The 15,045-nt window shown below is 65.2% G+C and carries 14 protein-coding genes; 10 read left to right on the top strand and 4 right to left on the bottom strand.

Annotated features, from left to right (window positions below; all coding sequences use genetic code 11):
* Positions 1-49: 49 nt before the first annotated feature.
* The 4 genes from J2X57_RS12615 to J2X57_RS12600 all read left to right on the top strand — a co-directional run bounded on the left by J2X57_RS12615 (position 50) and on the right by J2X57_RS12600 (position 4,035).
* Entirely contained in the window at positions 50-1,438 is a 1,389-nt protein-coding gene (locus tag J2X57_RS12615; protein ID WP_043694819.1) for a PhoH family protein, read from the top strand.
* Positions 1,439-1,685: 247 nt separating this feature from the next.
* Positions 1,686-2,480: a bifunctional hydroxymethylpyrimidine kinase/phosphomethylpyrimidine kinase gene (gene thiD / locus J2X57_RS12610; protein WP_309867575.1), complete on the top strand. Its 795-nt coding sequence runs from the start codon at positions 1,686-1,688 to the stop codon at positions 2,478-2,480.
* 100 nt (positions 2,481-2,580) lie between these two features.
* On the top strand, positions 2,581-3,504 hold the full coding sequence (locus J2X57_RS12605; RefSeq protein WP_275041283.1) for an aspartyl/asparaginyl beta-hydroxylase domain-containing protein: 924 nt from the start codon (positions 2,581-2,583) through the stop codon (positions 3,502-3,504).
* A gap of 72 nt (positions 3,505-3,576) precedes the next feature.
* A complete protein-coding gene (locus tag J2X57_RS12600; protein ID WP_309867571.1) occupies positions 3,577-4,035 on the top strand; it encodes a hypothetical protein in 459 nt (152 codons plus the stop codon).
* A gap of 290 nt (positions 4,036-4,325) precedes the next feature.
* Here J2X57_RS12600 and J2X57_RS12595 read toward each other — a convergent pair whose 3' ends face one another.
* From J2X57_RS12595 to grxC, 4 genes are all read right to left on the bottom strand, one after another.
* Positions 4,326-4,586, bottom strand: a complete 261-nt coding sequence (locus tag J2X57_RS12595) for a hypothetical protein (RefSeq protein WP_309867568.1) — start codon at positions 4,584-4,586, stop codon at positions 4,326-4,328.
* 815 nt (positions 4,587-5,401) lie between these two features.
* The gene (locus J2X57_RS12590) at positions 5,402-6,424 is read right to left on the bottom strand and encodes an isocitrate dehydrogenase (protein WP_036111939.1); all 1,023 of its coding nucleotides are present in this window, start codon (positions 6,422-6,424) and stop codon (positions 5,402-5,404) included.
* A gap of 132 nt (positions 6,425-6,556) precedes the next feature.
* Positions 6,557-6,961, bottom strand: coding sequence for a carboxymuconolactone decarboxylase family protein (locus J2X57_RS12585; protein ID WP_309867565.1), 405 nt, complete (start codon positions 6,959-6,961; stop codon positions 6,557-6,559).
* Complete coding sequence (gene grxC / locus J2X57_RS12580; RefSeq protein ID WP_036111935.1) at positions 6,961-7,230, bottom strand: glutaredoxin 3; 270 nt, start codon at positions 7,228-7,230, stop codon at positions 6,961-6,963. Before grxC ends, J2X57_RS12585 begins: the two co-directional genes overlap by 1 nt.
* Positions 7,231-7,389: 159 nt before the next feature.
* Here grxC and J2X57_RS12575 point away from each other — a divergent pair, with 159 nt between their 5' ends.
* The 6 genes from J2X57_RS12575 to J2X57_RS12550 all read left to right on the top strand — a co-directional run bounded on the left by J2X57_RS12575 (position 7,390) and on the right by J2X57_RS12550 (position 14,954).
* Entirely contained in the window at positions 7,390-9,042 is a 1,653-nt protein-coding gene (locus J2X57_RS12575; protein ID WP_309867561.1) for a M48 family metalloprotease, read from the top strand.
* 68 nt (positions 9,043-9,110) lie between these two features.
* Positions 9,111-9,800: a phosphate regulon transcriptional regulator PhoB gene (gene phoB / locus J2X57_RS12570; RefSeq protein ID WP_036111931.1), complete on the top strand. Its 690-nt coding sequence runs from the start codon at positions 9,111-9,113 to the stop codon at positions 9,798-9,800.
* 59 nt (positions 9,801-9,859) lie between these two features.
* Positions 9,860-11,137, top strand: coding sequence for a phosphate regulon sensor histidine kinase PhoR (gene phoR / locus J2X57_RS12565; RefSeq protein WP_309867556.1), 1,278 nt, complete (start codon positions 9,860-9,862; stop codon positions 11,135-11,137).
* Positions 11,138-11,236: 99 nt separating this feature from the next.
* On the top strand, positions 11,237-13,312 hold the full coding sequence (ppk1, locus tag J2X57_RS12560) for a polyphosphate kinase 1 (RefSeq protein ID WP_309867553.1): 2,076 nt from the start codon (positions 11,237-11,239) through the stop codon (positions 13,310-13,312).
* Between the two features lie 44 nt (positions 13,313-13,356).
* Complete coding sequence (locus tag J2X57_RS12555; RefSeq protein ID WP_309867550.1) at positions 13,357-14,454, top strand: glycosyltransferase; 1,098 nt, start codon at positions 13,357-13,359, stop codon at positions 14,452-14,454.
* Entirely contained in the window at positions 14,451-14,954 is a 504-nt protein-coding gene (locus J2X57_RS12550; protein WP_309867547.1) for a hypothetical protein, read from the top strand. The genes J2X57_RS12555 and J2X57_RS12550 overlap by 4 nt, the downstream gene beginning before the upstream one ends.
* Positions 14,955-15,045 lie beyond the last annotated feature (91 nt).

Below are 15,045 nucleotides of genomic sequence, written 5' to 3'. Positions count from 1 at the left end.
CGTCGCCGTGCGGCCGGTCTTCGCAACCTCCACATGAGGTGACTTCCGTATGACCGGAAGCAAGCGCATCTACGCCCTCGACACCAACGTGCTGCTGCACGATCCAACCTCGCTGTTCCGCTTCGAGGAACACGATGTCTTCATACCGATGACGGTGCTGGAGGAACTGGACGAGAAAAAGAAAGGCGGTTCGGAAGTCTCGCGTAACGGACGGCAGGTCAGTCGATTCATCAACGAGCTCATTGAACGCGGCGGCGGCGAAGGCATCCGCGGAGGCATCGAGCTTTCCAATCCTCAGGGCGTCAAGCTCAAGCGCACCGCGGTCGGCCGGCTGTTCTTCCAGCAGCGCGCCGGGCACGGGAACGGCAAGGCCGACAACCAGATCCTCGCCGCGGTGCTCGACCTGCGCGATCAGTACCCCGATCGCCCGGTCATTCTCGTCAGCAAGGACATCAACCTCCGGATCAAGGCGTCGATCTACGGGATCGACGCGGAAGACTACGAGAACGACCGTGCGCTGGACGATTTCGCCCTGCTCTTCACGGGCTCCGACGCACTGCCGGAAGACTTCTGGAGCCGGCACCCGGAGCTTCGTTCGTGGAACGAGCGCGGTCGCACGTTCTACGAAGTGAGCATGCACGAAGACGAGGCGTGGTACGCCAACGAATGCCTCTACATGCCGGGTGAGAACGACGTCGAACTGCGCGTTCTGGAAATCACCGGCGACGAAGACGATCGCAAGGCAAAGCTCGTACTGCTGGACGACCACACGCATGCCGCGCATGGCGTCTGGGGCATCGCGGCCCGCAACCGTGAGCAGAACTTCGCGCTCAACCTGCTGATGGATCCGGACGTCGACTTCGTCACCCTGCTCGGCACCGCCGGTACGGGTAAGACGCTCCTCGCGCTTGCCGCCGGCCTGGCCCAGGTCATGGACCAGCAGCGCTACCGCGAGATCATCATGACCCGCGCGACGGTTTCCGTCGGCGAGGACATCGGCTTCCTTCCCGGTACGGAGGAGGAGAAGATGACCCCGTGGATGGGTGCACTGACCGATAACCTCGAGGTGCTGGCCAATCCTGAGGAGGGTGGGTCGTGGGGACGTCAGGCCACTAACGATCTGCTCGCGTCGCGCGTGAAGATCCGCTCGCTGAACTTCATGCGCGGTCGTACGTTTCTCAGCCGCTATCTGATCATCGACGAGGCGCAGAATCTGACGCCGAAGCAGATGAAGACGTTGATTACGCGTGCGGGGCCGGGGACGAAGATCGTCTGCCTGGGTAACGTCGAGCAGATCGATACGCCGTATCTGACGGAGACGACGTCGGGACTTACTTATGCGGTGGATCGGTTCAAGATGTGGGCTCATTCGGGGCACATCACGCTGAAACGCGGTGAGAGGTCGAGGTTGGCTGACTTCGCCTCTGAAGCGCTTTAAGCGCGCTGCTATGAAGAAAAGGCGCGGGCTTGTACCGCGCCTTTTTTCATTTGGGCCTGGTGGTGGGCTCGGCTTCGCCATCGCGGGCTCTTGCCGCGTTTCGGCAGGGGAGCCGCCGGTTGCCATTCTTGTCGCTAAGTCCTCCTTCGGCCGTCGCCTACGTGCGGAAGCGCTCCAATAATGGCAACCGGCGGCTCCCCACGAACGTGACGTCGGGTTGTGGGCCGGGCGATACCCGCAAGCCTGGATGCGCCGCTATCCTTCGGTTATGACGATGCGTCCTAACACTCTCACCATTGCTGGCTCCGACTCCGGGGGTGGCGCTGGCATTCAGGCTGACCTGAAGACATTTTACGCGCGGGGTACGTATGGCCTGACGGCCATTACCGCGGTGACGTCGCAGAACACGCGTGGGGTGACGGCGGTGCACACGTTGCCGTTGGCGCATGTGCGTAGCCAGATCGATGCGGTGTTCGACGACTTTGACATCGCGGCCGTGAAGACCGGGATGCTGGGTAGTGCGGCCGTGACACGGCTGGTGGCGAAGGAGATGTGGCGGCGTCAGCCGGCGTGGCTGGTGGTGGATCCGGTGATGATTGCCACCAGCGGGGCACGACTGCTGGATGAGGATGCGCTTGAGGCGCTGGTGACGCGGCTGATTCCTCTTGCCGACGTGCTGACGCCGAATCTTCCTGAGGCCGAGGCCCTGCTGGGTCGGCCGCTGGGGCGCGATATGGACGCGGTGGGGGCCGACTTGTTGGCCCTGGGCGCTGCTGGGGTGCTGCTCAAAGGCGGCCACGGCAAGGGCCGCGAAGTCGTCGATCGCTATTACGACGCCAGTGGGGTTATCGAGGTCCGGAATCCGCGCCTCCCCTTCGAGGGGCATGGGAGCGGCTGCACGCTGGCTTCGGCGGTGGCGGCGGGGCTGGCTCGGGGCAAATCGCCGCAATCGGCTGTCCGCGAGGCAATTGCATGGGTAAACAAGGCCTTCCAGCGGTCCTGGCGACCGGGCCGGGGCACGGTCCACGTGCTGGGGCACTGAGGGCGGAGTATCCTATGCGCGTTGATACGGGCCGCTCCGGCCGCATGTATCGCTCGTCCTTGTCGAGTCCACGCGCATGAATTTCCTCGGGCCACGCTTCATCGTCCTGTACCTCCTGATCCTGTTCACGCTGTGCGTGCTGCTGGTGCATCTGCGCGGCCGTTCGCGCCTGCGCTTCGATCGCCAGCTGGTGGATCACTCGGCGATCTTCGCGCCTTACAACCTGCTGATGTACGCCTTCTCGGCCGTGCCGGCGCGGCCGATCCTCGATCGTCGCGGCTTTCCGCAGCTCGACCTGCTGCAGAACAACTGGCAGGCGATCCGCGCGGAGGCGATGCATCTGTTCGACGAGGGCTTCATCCGCTCGGCGGAGAAGCACAACGACGCGTCGTTCAACTCGTTCTTCAAGCAGGGCTGGAAGCGCTTCTACCTCAAGTGGTACGGCGAGCCGCTGTCCTCGGCCGAGGCGCTCTGCCCCGAGACGGTCAAGCTGCTCAACTCGATCCCGAGCGTCAAGGCCGCGATGTTCGCCCTGCTCCCGCCGGGCAGCAAGCTCAATGCGCACCGCGACCCGTTCGCGGGTTCGCTGCGCTACCACCTCGGCCTGATCACGCCCAACTCCGACGACTGCCGCATCTTCGTCGACGGTGAAATGCACGCCTGGCGCGACGGCAAGGACGTCGTCTTCGACGAGACTTACGTGCACTGGGCCGAGAACCGCACGGACCAGACCCGCGTGATCCTCTTCGCCGACGTCGAGCGTCCGCTGAAGAGCCGCCTGATGACGGGCATCAACAAGCGCGTCGGCGCTTTCATGGGTTCGATCACCGCCTCGCCCAACAGCGACGACGGCAACGAGCAGGTCGGCTTCGTCAATCGCATGTTCGCCCTGAACAAGCGTGGCCGCGAGCGCACGCGCAAATTCAAGAAGGCGAACCCGAAGCTGTTCCGCCTGATCAAGTACATCGGTATCGTGCTGATGATCTGGCTGATCTTCCTGGCGCCCTACCCGTTCTACCGCTGATCGGGTCTTAACATCGCGCCGCGCGCTTGGCGCGATACTCCGGGCGGGGTGAGCCTGAACGGAGTACAGGTTATGAGCCAGCGAGTGTTCTGCCTTGCGTTATTGATGCCCATCGCTGCGGCCGCCTCTGCCGCGCCACCGCCCGCGCCCGACCTGGCGCCTCTGGTCTCCAGGCTCGTGGACGACACGGCAAGGGATTCGGACAGCGAACGTCGTGCGTTTGATGCGCTGATGAATCTCGGCAGCGCGGGCGTGCCGTATATCGTCAGTCACCTGGGCGACGGTCGCCGCCTTCCCGAACAGTCGATCTGGGTGCGCCGTCAGGGCTCACGCGATCGGCAAGGGCAGCCTTGGTACGTCCATGACGGGCTCGAGTTCGTGTTGAAGGTGGTGACGGGACGTGCGTTCGGTCCGCAGAACGGGCATCTGTTGCCGAGTCAGCGTGAGAAGAACACACGCAAGTGGGTGGCGTGGTGTGTCGATCATTATCCGGCGCAGGCTTCGGTTTGCCGGAGCGGCTCACGCGACTAATCGACGGCGTTCGCTGCTCAGGTCAAAGCGCCGCGTCCGGGCTCGGCTTCGCCATCGCATTTGTCTTGAAGCCTCGCCTCGGGGCAAGGGCGTCGCCGCCTGCCATTCCTGTCGCTAAGTCCTCCTCCGGCCTTCGCCTCCGTGCGGAATCGCTCCAGGAACGCCAGACGCCGACGCCCCCCCGAACGCTGACGCCACCTGGCTCATGTAGGAGCGAGCCTGCTCGCGACCCCTCAGCGCTCAACATGGCCAACGAAGCGTTGCATCCACCCGCGCCGGCGGTTCCAACATCAAACCTTGTCCCACTCCATCTTCGCGTGCGCCCGCGCCGCGCACTGCACACCCATCGTAATCAATGCACCGACACCTCCCAGCGCAAGCAACGTTCGCTGACGCTCGGGAATTTCGTCTTCCTGCAGCGACTCCACGAGCAAATCGGTCATGCCCCGCGCGTATTGCAACAACTCGGTAGCGTCATTCAACAACGCGTTGACGCTCGCCTCGGGGTCGATACAAAAACTTCCTTCGCCAACCGTTCCAAACTTTTCCATAGTCATCTCCATGCGTGCCGCACGTAGCCCCGAGTTGTGGCACGCCAAAACGCAAAGGCGTGCCACCATCGCTCGCACGATGAGCCTCGTCGGCTTGTCCGTGACCGGACGCCGGGCGGTGTGTTCAAGAAGTGGTTCGCAACGCCAGTCGCTGTCTTGCGGCTACACGGCAACGCGCCGGATAGCTACGGCAAGAAAAAACTCAACTGACAACGGCCAGCGCCGCGGTTCTTCAACCGTGTCTGCGAGATCGGCAGACGGCCCGGTAACCGTTGAGGGAAGTGCCGCCGGGAAGCGGCACGCGTGAGAATGCCTTAGTATTTGGCATAGCCATGGTCAACCTTCGTCGTTGATTAGGGTCAGCGGACCTTGTGGTGCTTCGAACACCCTGGGTCCGCGCTCACCGCTCTGAGCGATGGTTGCCTGCGATGCGTGGAATGCGATCCCGCAGGCAACGAACACAAGCTAGCAAAAAACGCGACGTCCTGTCATGAGAATCTGCGTCAATTCGCGACCCATTGGCCCGTCACCGCAAGCTTACCCAGACGCCGCTCCCGCTCTGCTCTCCGCTCTCCACACAACGAACCGCACCGTCCGAAGGGAGCCGTCGGCTGCCGTGCATGGAGCGCTTCCGCACGAAGGCGAAGGCCGTAGGAGGACCTAGCGACAGGCATGGCAGCCGACGGCTCCCTCGCTACGACGCGCAAGAACAAAAGCGATGGCGCAGCCGAGCCCTCCAACGCGATCAAAAAAAAGACCCCACGATCACTCGCGAGGCCTTTTCCAAAAGCGACAATCCGATCGAACCGTAACGCTTACGCCGTAGCGCGAATCCGCTCGACAATCGCGTCGCCGAAGGTATCCGTCGTGCCCGTACCACCGACATCCGGCGTCGTACGATCGCGCGCGTTCATCACGTCGCTGATGGCGGCGCGCAGACGCGTCGCCTTGGCGACCATGTCGAGGTGATCGAGCATGTCGGCGGCAGCCAGCAGCAGCGCACACGGGTTGGCCTTCTTCTGACCCGCGATATCCGGCGCCGAACCGTGGACGGCTTCGAAGATCGCCGCGTCCTTGCCGATGTTCGCACCCGGGGCGAGGCCCAGGCCGCCGACGAGGCCGGCGCACAGGTCGGACAAGATGTCACCGAAGAGATTGGTGGTGACGATCACGTCGAACTGGTACGGGTTCATCACCAGCTGCATGCAGGCGTTGTCGACGATCATTTCCTGGAATTCGAGCTCCGGGTAATCCTTCGCGACTTCACGCGCCACGTCGAGGAACAGGCCCGACGAGGTCTTCATGATGTTGGCCTTGTGCACGGCCGTGACCTTCTTGCGGCCCTTCTGCTTCGCCATCTCGAAGCCGTAGCGGCAGATCCGCTCCATGCCCGGACGCGTGTTGCGGATGACCGAGACAGCGACCTCGTTCTCGCCGGTGCCTTCGCGCGTCTGGCCTTCGGCCATGTACGCACCCATGGTGTTTTCACGCACCGTGATGATGTCGATGTTCTCGAAGCGCGCCTTGGTGCCCGGGAAGCTGATCGCCGGACGCACGTTGGCGTACAGGTCGAACTTGCGACGCAGGGTGACGTTGATCGAGGTGAAGCCACCGCCGATCGGGGTGGTCAGCGGACCCTTCAGAGCGACCTTGTGCTTCTCGATCGCATCCAGCGTGGCCTGCGGGAGCAGATCGCCGTGCTTCTCGAGCGCGACCACGCCCGCGTCCACGTAGTCGTAGGACAGACCGCAGTCGAGAGCATCGAGGACGCGGATGGTCGCGTCCATGATCTCGGGGCCGATGCCGTCGCCGGGGATCACGGCAATCGTCTTGCTCATGGGGTTACTCCTGAAGGATGCGTCGCATGACACACGCACGAGGGCGCGTGTGGGGAGAAAAATCGCCCAATTATCGGCGATCTCGCCCTCTTCCTTCAAGTTTGGCGCCCCGGGCGGGGCGCCATGCCCTCGTCAGGCCGCGGGGTGGTCCGCACAGGCCTCCGCCTCGGCCGGGGCCTCGGTCTCGAGCGAGTCGAGGAAGTCCACGGCGCGACGCAGGTGCGGAATCACGATGGAGCCGCCGACGACGAGGCCGACGCTGAAGACCTCGAAGAACTCGTCGCGATTGACCCCGGCTTCCTTGCACTGGGCGACGTGGTAGCTGATGCAGTCGTCGCAGCGCAGCACCATCGAGGCGACCAGGCCAAGCATTTCCTTGGTCTTCACATCCAGCGCGCCAGCCCGGTAGGTCTGGGTGTCCAGCGCGAAAAAGCGACGGACGACCTGGTTGTCCTCGCCGAGGATGCGCTCGTTCATCCGCTTGCGGAACGCGGTGAACTCCTCCACGCGGCTACCTTCGGTCGGCGTGCCGGACATCAGTTCGTCGCCCCGAGGATGTCGGCCAGCCGGCCGCTGCGGTCGGCGGCGGCGAGGTCGTCGAAACCACCCACGTGGGTGCCGTTGATGAAGATCTGCGGGACCGTGCGGCGACCGCCGCTCTTCTCCAGCATGATGTCGCGCTGCGCCGGATCGGTGTCGATGCGCACCTCGTCCCACGCCAGGCCCTTGGCCTTGAGCAGGTTCTTGGCGGCGACGCAGTACGGGCAGACGGCGGTCGAGTAGATGGTGATATCGGGGGTGGACATGGGAGGTTGGGCTCCGAACCGGAATGACTACAAAATGGCGATCTGGCGCCTATTTTACAAGGCAATCGAACCCCGCGCGGTCTCCGGGGTCAAACCCATCCCACCGCGCGCGGCGTGGAGGGTCCCTCGTCGTTTGGTGATGGTATCGTCCTCGCACTTATGCGCACCCCATTCCTCCGCCTGTCCCTGATCGCCGCCAGCGCCCTCGTCACCTTCACCGTGGGCGCGCAGGACAACGTGCGCCTGCCGGATCTGGGCAGCTCGGCCAACGCCCTGATCAGCCCGCGCGAGGCCGACGAGTACGGGGCCATGATGCTGCGCCAGATGCATGCGCTCGACCTCACGGTGGACGACGCCCTGCTGGACCAGTACATCAACGACCTCGGCTACCGCCTGGTGGCGGCCAGCGACCGGCCGAAGGACCACTTCCAGTTCTTCATCGTGCGCGACACGCAGATCAACGCGTTTGCGGCCCCGGGCGGCTACATCGGCGTCAACGCCGGCCTGATCAACATCACCGACAACGAGAGCGAGCTCGCGGGCGTCATGGCCCACGAGATCGGCCACATCACCCAGAACCACCTGTACCGCGCCTTCGAGGATTCGAAGAAGAACGCCCCACTGATGGCCTTGGTGCTGCTGGGCGCGATCGCCGCCGGTGCCGGTGGCGGCGCGGGCGACGCCGCGCCCGCCGTGCTCATGGGTGGCCAGGGGCTGCTCATGCAGCGGCAGATCAACTTCACGCGCAAGGACGAGGTCGAAGCCGACCGCGTCGGCATCCAGACCCTGTCGCGGGCCGGTTACGACCCCGAGGCGATGGGCGATTTCTTCGGCCGCATGCAGGACACGCTGCGCGTCGGCCAGGGCGAAGAGGCGCTGCCCGCCCTCCTGCAGACCCACCCCGTGACCCTGGCCCGCATCAGCGAGGCCAAGGCGCGCGCCCGTACGCTCGAGGAGGCCCAGGCCAACAAGCCGCGCCAGCCCACGCTGGACAAAGCCAGCTGGGAGAAGAGCACGGCGCCGGTGCTCTACGTGAAGGACCCCACCGCGCTGATCACCCCCGCCGGCAAGGTCGCTAAGGACAGCGTCAGCGACACCTATGCGCTGATGCGCGAACGGGTGCGCGTCCTCTCCGGGGATGCCCGTCAGCTGACGTCCTTCTATGCCACGAACCTCAAGCGCAAGGATTTCGACACCGCGGCCAACCGGTACGGCTACGCGCTGTGCCTGCTGCGCACGGACCACGGTGCCCAGGCGGTCGAGCAACTTCAGCCCCTGCTGGCCAGCCTGCCCTCCAGCGTGGTGCTGCGCCTGGCCATGGCCGATGCCTACGAGAACGCCGGCCGTCACGGCGACGCCATGGCGATCTACAAGGCCCTGCACGACAACTCGCCGCGCAACCGCGCCGTGGCTCTGGGCTACGCGCGGGCGCTGGCCAACAGCGGGCGCGTGGAGGACGCCCGGATGGCGTCGACCATGTTGAAGCCGATGCTCGACGACAGCGACGATCCGGACATCTTCCTTACCTTCGCACGGGCCAGCGAGCGGTCCGGCGACGGGATCCGGGCCGCGGAGGCGTACGCGGACAGCGCCTACCTCGCCGGCCGGCCGTTCGACGCCATGGAGCAGCTCAAGCGGCTGCTGAAACGGGACGACCTCGATTATTACCAGCGGTCGCGCATCCAGGCCCGGATCGGCGACCTCACCCCACTGCTGCTGGAATTGCGTAAACGACGCATCACGACCGACGACAATCCGGACGGACGCAGTCAATACGTGCGGTCTCAGTTCGGTCTGAGAACCGAATTGTGACCGTTGTCATTAGCGTGTAACACAGCATGGCTGCAATATGACCGTCATAGCCAACGAGCGTCCCACGCGTGCATAAGCGCATTCTCATCGTAGAAGACGAAGCATCGATCCGCGACATGGTCGCATTCGCGCTTCGTAAGGCGGGTATGGACGCGGCTCACGCCGCCGACGCCCGCGCCGCACAGATGGCGATCTCGGAGCGGGTACCGGACCTGATCCTGCTCGACTGGATGCTCCCGGGCACCAGTGGACTGGAACTGGCCCGTCGCCTCCGCCGCGAAGAGCTCTCGCGCGAGATCCCGATCATCATGCTCACCGCGCGCGGTGAGGAGATGGACCGGGTCAACGGACTGGAGGCCGGCGTGGACGACTACGTCATCAAGCCGTTCTCCACCCGTGAGCTGATCGCCCGGATCAAGGCGGTGCTCCGCCGCAGTCAGGGCGACGACGGCTCCGGCGTGGTGGAACTCGGCGGCCTGCGCATCGATGGGCCCGCGCATCGCGTGTTCGCCGGCGAGGAAGCCGTGCCGATCGGCCCGACCGAATACCGCCTGCTGTTCTTCTTCATGACCCACCCTGAGCGCGTCTACTCGCGCGCCCAGCTGCTGGACCATGTCTGGGGCGGCAGCGTGTACGTGGAGGAGCGCACGGTCGACGTGCATATCCGCCGCCTGCGCAAGACACTGGAGCCGTGGAAGCTCGACGACATGGTGCAGACCGTGCGCGGCGCGGGCTATCGCTTCTCCGCGAACACCTAGGCGTGCGCGGGTAGCCGCGCTATGGTCCCTTCCTGAGACCGACACCGGCCGTGCCCGCCATGCCACAACGCTTCCTGACTTCCTGGCGATTGCCTGTCAGCTGCGCCGCCCTGCTTCTGCTGGGTGGCGCGGTGGGCTGGCTGACGGGCGCGGTATGGCCTTGCGTGACGATGGTCGCGCTGGGCGAAACCGTCGTGCTGCTGTCGCTGTTCCGTCACAAGTCGGGGCCAATGTTGCAATCGTCCGCCACGCCCCATCCTGACCATGACCGTCTCATGACTCGCACCCGCCGAATCGCCTCCCGCCTGCGTGACCTGCGCAGCGCGGCGGGAACCCTGCCCGACGCCGTGGTCCTGCTGGATCACTCGCACCATGTGCGCTGGTTCAATCACGCGGCGGAGGATCTGCTCGGTCTGAAGCGACCGCGCGATCGTGGCCGCGTGCTGGCCGATCTGATGCGCAACACCGACCTGTCGGACTGGCTGGCCGAGGGCGCCCGTGAGCCGCTCAACGACGTGACCGCACCGGGCCACCCTAACCGCCATGTCACGGCGACGCTGCTGCCGTTCGGCAGCCGCCAGCGCCTGCTGCTGGCCCGCGACACCAGCCACCTCACCCGCCTCGAACAGATCCGTCGCGATTTCGTGGCCAACGTCTCGCACGAGTTGCGCACGCCGCTGACGGTGATCCACGGCTACCTGGAATTGCTCGATCCGGAAGACGTGCCCGAACTCGCGCCGGTGCTGGACGAGATGCGCGCGCAGTCCAAGCGCATGGGCCAGATCGTGGAAGACCTGCTGACCCTGTCGCGCCTGGAAACCCAGGAGCATGTGGCCGACGAGCAGGTGCAGATGGCCCCGCTGCTCGCCAGCCTGCGCAAGGAAGCCGAGGCCCTGAGCCAGGGTCGCCATACCATCTCCCTGGACGTCGCCACGGCACACGACCTGCTGGGCTCGCCCAAGGATCTGCACAGCGCGTTCTCCAATCTGGTCAGCAACGCGGTTCGCTATACGCCCACGGGCGGCAAGATCGCCATCCGCTGGGCCGACACGGAAGACGGCGCGCGCTTCTCGGTGCACGACTCCGGCTTCGGTATTCCCGCCGCGCACATCGCACGGCTGACCGAACGCTTCTACCGCGTATCGTCGAGCCGCTCGCGCGACTCCGGCGGCACCGGCCTGGGCCTGTCGATCGTCAAGCACGTGCTCAACCTGCACCAGGCGCGCCTGGTGATCGAGAGTGAGACGGGCAAGGGCTCCGTGTTCGCGTGTGTGTTCGTCAGCGACCGGCTGCTGGACAGCACCCGCGTGCACGAAACGGCCGGCCTGCACGGCTGATCGATGGCAGGCAGGCGTAGACGGGTTGCTGCGACGCCGCTTTCCGGCATGATCGTCCATGCGCCACCATCGGACGTCATGAAAGGATTACCGGAACGAATGAGCGATCCCGTCGACCTCGGCAACCCCGACCTCTACATCAACCGCGAGCTGGCGGCGCTGGAGTTCAACTTCCGCGTGCTCGCCCAGGCCCGCGACCCGGACGTTCCGGCCCTGGAGCGACTGCGCTACCTGACCATCGTCAGCAACAACCTCGACGAATACTTCGAGGTTCGCGTCGCCGTGCTCAAGCATAAGCACGCGCTGGGCGCAGCGATGCCGGGCGCCGATGGGCTGTCGTCGACCGAGATCCTCGCGCGGATCCGCCAGCGCACGCTCGAGCTGGTCAGCGAGCTCTACGCCATCTGGCACGAAGAACTGCTGCCATCGCTGGAAGCCGAAGGCATCCGCTTCCTGACCCGCGGCGCCTGGAGCGATCGCCAGCGACGCTGGCTGCAGGGGTATTTCCAGAACGAGATCATGCCGGTGCTGTCGCCGCTGGGTCTCGACCCCGCGCACCCCTTCCCGCGCATCCTCAACAAGACCCTCAACCTCGCCGTCGTGCTCGAAGGCCGCGACGCCTTCGGTCGCGAAGGCCACATGGCGCTGGTGCGTGCGCCCCGTTCCCTGCCCCGCATCATCCATATCCCGGGCGAAGTGGACGGCACCGAGGGCGACTTCGTCTTCCTGGCCGAGGTACTCCAGGCCTTCGCGGACGAGATCTTCCCGGGCTTCCGCGTGTGTGCGGCGTATCAGTTCCGCGTCACCCGCAACAGCGAGCTGGTGGTCGAGGAAGCGGAGGTCGAGAACCTCGCCCGCGCCCTGAGCGAAGAGCTGGTCGGTCGCGGTTATGCCCGGCCCGTGCGTCTCGAAGTCGGCGCGGACTGTCCGCGCGCGATCACGGAAATGCTGATCGCGAACTTCCAGCTCGAGGATGCCGACGTGTACCGTTGCGACGGTCCGGTCAACATCATCCGCTCGGGCCTGATCTACGATCAGGTCGACCGTCCGGAGCTGAAATTTCCGCGCTTCACACCGCGCCTTTCGCCGGCCTTCGGCAAGGGCGTCAACGAATTCGACGTCCTCGGTGTGCGCGACGTGCTGCTGCATCACCCGTACGAATCGTTCGCCGCCGTGGTCGAACTGCTTCGCCGAGCCTCCCAGGATGCGGGCGTGCTGGCGATCAAGCAGACGCTTTACCGGGCCGGCAAGGATTCCCCGCTGGTCGACCTGCTGGTCGAGGCGGCACGCAACGGCAAGGACGTCACCGTGGTGATCGAGCTACGCGCGCGTTTCGACGAGGAAGCCAACATCGGCCTGGCGACGCGTCTGCAGGAAGCGGGCGTGCAGGTCGTTTACGGCGTGGTCGGCTACAAGACGCACGCCAAGATGCTGTTGATCGTGCGGCGCGAAGCCGGCGGCCTGCGCCGTTACGTGCATCTTTCCACCGGTAACTACCACCAGGGCAACAGCCGCGGCTACACCGACATCGGCCTGATGACCTCGAACGCGGACATCGGCGAAGACATCCACAAGGTCTTCCAGCAGTTGTCCGGTCTGGGGCCGATGATCCAGCTGAAGCGTCTGCTGCATTCGCCGTTCACGCTGTACAGCAGCGTCATGGGCAAGATCGAGCGCGAAATCGAGCACGCGCGCAACGGCCGTCCCGCACGCATCGTCGCCAAACTCAACGCGCTCAACGAAGCGCATGTAGTCGAGGCGCTGTATCGCGCCTCGATCGCCGGCGTCAGCATCGACCTGATCATCCGCGGCGCCTGCACGTTGCGTCCGGGCATCCCGGGCGTGTCGGAGAACATCCGCGTGCGCTCGATCATCGGCCGTTTCCTCGAGCACAGCCGCGTGTACTGGTTCGGTAACGATGACGAGCCGGAGCTCTACTGCGCCAGCGCGGACTGGATGGAACGCAACCTCATGCGCCGCATCGAAGTCGCCGTGCCGATCATGGAACCCGACCTCGCCTCGCGTGTCTATGCCGAGACGCTGGACAATTATCTGCGCGACAACACGCAGGCGTGGCTGCTCGGCACCGATGGCCGCTACACGCGCAGCCACCCGTCGCAGGGCGAAGCGCCGCACAGCGCGCAGCAGGCGCTGCTCTCGGCGTATTGCGGGTGACACGGCGCGTCCTGCTCCTGTCGGTATCCGCGGGAGCGGGACACGTGCGCGCCGCGGAGGCGCTCGAAGCCACGGTGGCCGCGTTCGCCGCCGAGGGACACGATGTCGAGGCGAAGCACCTCGATGTCATGAACTACGTGCCGTCCACGTTCCGGCGGATCTACGCGGACTTCTATCTCAGCCTGATCACCCGCTACCCGCGGCTGTGGGGCATGCTCTATCGCATCACCGACGATACGCATCCCGATGCGGTGACCGAGCGCATGCGGCGTACGATCGAGCGCCTGAATACGCGACGGCTGCGTGCGGCCATCGCGGCATTCGCGCCCGACGCCATCGTGTGTACGCATTTCCTCCCGGCCGAGATGCTGGCACGACAGATCCGCAAGGGTCGCGTCACCGTGCCCGTCTGGCTGCAGGTGACCGACTTCGACCTGCACCGGCTCTGGGTCGTGCAGGGTATGGCCGGCTATTTCGCCGCCAGTCCGGAAATCGCGCACCGCATGCGCGCTGTCGGTCTGCCGGCGTCGCGCGTGCATACGACCGGTATCCCGATCATGCCCGCCTTTGCCCGCGCGCACGACAGACAGGCCCTGAGTGCCACGCTCGGTATCGACCCCGACCGGCCGGCCTACCTGGTGATGGGTGGCGGTGCCGGAGTCGGCGATCTGGACCAGCTGGCCGACACGCTGCTGTCCAACGGTGGCGACTTCCAGCTGGTGGTGCTCGCCGGCCGCAACGCCGTGACACTGGAGCGGCTGCGCGGCCTCGCGGCATCGAAGCACGCCGGGCGCCTCATTCCGCTGGGTTTCACGCGTCAGGTCGAGGACGTCATGGCCTGCTGCGATCTCGCGATTACCAAACCCGGGGGACTGACCAGCTCGGAGTGCCTCGCCATGGGCCTGCCGATGATCGTGAATGCGCCCATCCCCGGTCAGGAAGAACGCAATGCCGATTACCTGCTCGAACAGGGCGCCGCGTGGAAGGCGATCGACGCCGTCGCGCTTGCGTGGCGTGTCCGCCTGCTGAGTGACGAGCCAGATCGTCTCGCCGCCATGGCGGCTTCCGCACGCGCCATCGGACGCCCGCATGCGGCGCACGACGTGATCGCCGCCGTGCTCTCCCATCGGGACGGTCCATGAGTCATTCGCCCCGCCGTCGCGTCGTCGCCGTGCTGACGACCGCGCTGTTTACCCTTCTGCTCGCCTTTCTGTTCGCCCATGTCGAGATCGAAATCGAAGGCTCGCATGGCTGGGCGACCAGCCTGCCCACGTGGCGCATCGAGAACCACTGGTTGCTCGACCTGTTCTGGGGCGGGCGCGCGATGACGGGTTACCACGCTTACGTGTTTCCGTTCATCGCGCTGTTCTTTCATTTTCCGATGGTCTTCCAGGGGTACTGGAGCTGGCGTGCGCAGGTGCGGACGATCGCCTGTGTGATGCTGTTCTGGGTGGCCGAGGACGGCCTCTGGTTCGTGCTGAACCCCGCGTTCGGTCTGGCGCGCTTCGACCCCGTGGACGTGCCGTGGCACCGGCACTGGTGGGGCCCCGCGCCAACCGACTACTGGGTGTTCGGTTTTCTCTGCGTCGTGCTGTTCATCCTCTCCGCGCTGCCGAAATCGCGTGAGGCGAAAACCGCGTAGGAGCGCGCCTGTAATGGCCGGGTTTTTCAGGACCACCAAGTAGGAGCAAAATCTCCTGCGAGGTGAATCATGGCTCATAGAAAAATTCCGG

The organism is Luteibacter sp. 1214 (assembly GCF_031455395.1).
GTDB lineage: Bacteria > Pseudomonadota > Gammaproteobacteria > Xanthomonadales > Rhodanobacteraceae > Luteibacter > Luteibacter mycovicinus.
The sequence above is the reverse complement of the archived record's forward strand: the minus strand, read 5'-3'. Positions and strand labels throughout refer to the sequence as shown.

What these genes read in the sequence shown, in the direction of transcription:
- J2X57_RS12615 (WP_043694819.1), top strand. Translation starts at nt 50, where the DNA reads ATGACCGGAAGCAAGCGCATCTACGCCCTCGACACCAACGTGCTGCTG.
- thiD (WP_309867575.1), top strand. Translation starts at nt 1,686, where the DNA reads ATGCGCCGCTATCCTTCGGTTATGACGATGCGTCCTAACACTCTCACC.
- J2X57_RS12600 (WP_309867571.1), top strand. Translation starts at nt 3,577, where the DNA reads ATGAGCCAGCGAGTGTTCTGCCTTGCGTTATTGATGCCCATCGCTGCG.
- J2X57_RS12595 (WP_309867568.1), bottom strand. Translation starts at nt 4,586, where the DNA reads ATGGAAAAGTTTGGAACGGTTGGCGAAGGAAGTTTTTGTATCGACCCC.
- J2X57_RS12590 (WP_036111939.1), bottom strand. Translation starts at nt 6,424, where the DNA reads ATGAGCAAGACGATTGCCGTGATCCCCGGCGACGGCATCGGCCCCGAG.
- J2X57_RS12585 (WP_309867565.1), bottom strand. Translation starts at nt 6,961, where the DNA reads ATGTCCGGCACGCCGACCGAAGGTAGCCGCGTGGAGGAGTTCACCGCG.
- grxC (WP_036111935.1), bottom strand. Translation starts at nt 7,230, where the DNA reads ATGTCCACCCCCGATATCACCATCTACTCGACCGCCGTCTGCCCGTAC.
- J2X57_RS12575 (WP_309867561.1), top strand. Translation starts at nt 7,390, where the DNA reads ATGCGCACCCCATTCCTCCGCCTGTCCCTGATCGCCGCCAGCGCCCTC.
- phoR (WP_309867556.1), top strand. Translation starts at nt 9,860, where the DNA reads ATGCCACAACGCTTCCTGACTTCCTGGCGATTGCCTGTCAGCTGCGCC.
- ppk1 (WP_309867553.1), top strand. Translation starts at nt 11,237, where the DNA reads ATGAGCGATCCCGTCGACCTCGGCAACCCCGACCTCTACATCAACCGC.
- J2X57_RS12550 (WP_309867547.1), top strand. Translation starts at nt 14,451, where the DNA reads ATGAGTCATTCGCCCCGCCGTCGCGTCGTCGCCGTGCTGACGACCGCG.